The sequence below is a fragment of the Vogesella facilis genome (assembly GCF_042648525.1).
Lineage (GTDB): Bacteria > Pseudomonadota > Gammaproteobacteria > Burkholderiales > Chromobacteriaceae > Vogesella > Vogesella facilis.
In genome coordinates, this window is sequence record NZ_JBHRXN010000027.1 from 1 (window position 1) to 1286 (window position 1286).

General features: G+C 66.5%; 1 protein-coding gene. It reads right to left on the bottom strand.

The window, feature by feature from the left end:
- Positions 1-29 precede the first annotated feature (29 nt).
- A complete protein-coding gene (locus ACFOLG_RS09630) occupies positions 30-1283 on the bottom strand; it encodes a sarcosine oxidase subunit beta family protein (RefSeq protein ID WP_386091225.1) in 1254 nt (417 codons plus the stop codon).
- Positions 1284-1286: the final 3 nt, after the last annotated feature.

The following is a 1286-nucleotide window of genomic DNA, read 5'->3' on the forward strand; positions in this document are numbered from 1 at the left end:
GGGGGGGGGGGGGCTGAGCAAGCCGCTGCTTAGTGGGCTACGCCGGCGGCGCCGTGTTCGTCGATCAGATGGCCGGTGCTGAAGCGCTCCAGCGCGAAGGCGGCGTTCAGCGGATGCGGCGCATCGTTGGCGATGGTGTGGGCGAACACGTGACCCGAACCCGGCGTGGCCTTGAAGCCACCGGTACCCCAACCACAGTTGAAGTACAGCCCCTTCACCGGCGACTTGCCGATGATCGGGCAGGCGTCCGGTGCCACGTCGACGATGCCGCCCCACTGGCGGTTCAGCCGCACGCGCGAGAAGCTGGGGAACAGCTCGATGATGGCGGCGGCAGTGTGCTCGATCACGTGCGGGCTGCCGCGCTGGCCGTAGCCCAGGTAGCTGTCGATACCGGCGCCGATCACCAGCTCGCCCTTGTCGGACTGGCTGACATAGCCGTGCACCGCATTGGACATCACCACGGTGTCCAGGCACGGCTTCATCGATTCGGACACGAAGGCCTGCAGCGGGTGGCTCTCCAGCGGCAGCCGCACCTTGGCCATCTTGGCCAGGGTGGAGGTGCTGCCGGCGGCGACACAGCCGACGCGGTCGGCGAACACATCGCCCTGCGAGGTGTGCACGCCCTTGATGCGGCCATCCTCGATGATCATGCCGGTGACTTCGCACTGCTCGATCAGGTCCACGCCCAGCTCGCTGGCGGCGCGGGCAAAGCCCCAGGCCACCGCGTCATGGCGGGCCACGCCGCCGCGCGGCTGGTAGCTGGCGCCCATCACCGGGAAGCGGGTGCTGGCACTCACGTCCATCAGCGGCACGATGTCCTGAATCTCTTTCGGCGACAGCACCACGCCGTCGATGCCGTTCAGCACGTTGGCGTTGACGCGGCGTTCGATGTCGCGCATGTCCTGCAGGGTGTGGCCGAGGTTCATCACCCCGCGCTGGCTGAACATCACGTTGAAGTTCAGCTCCTGCGACAGGCCTTCCCACAGCTTCAGTGCGTGCTCGTACAGGTGGGCGGATTCGTCCCACAGGTAGTTGGAGCGCACGATGGTGGTGTTGCGGGCGGTGTTGCCGCCGCCGAGGTAGCCCTTCTCCAGCACGGCCACGTTCTTGACGCCGTGGTTCTTGGCCAGGTAGTAGGCGGTGGCCAGGCCGTGACCGCCGCCGCCGATGATGATCACGTCGTAGCGTGGTTTGAGTTGCGGTGTACGCCAGGCCGGTTGCCAGGTTTCGTGGTGTTTGAGCCCGTGCTTGAGCAGGCTCCAGAAGGAGTAACGGTTTGCCATGGA

Excerpts from the sequence above, each read along its gene's own strand:
- ACFOLG_RS09630 (WP_386091225.1), bottom strand. The coding sequence starts at position 1,283 with ATGGCAAACCGTTACTCCTTCTGGAGCCTGCTCAAGCACGGGCTCAAA.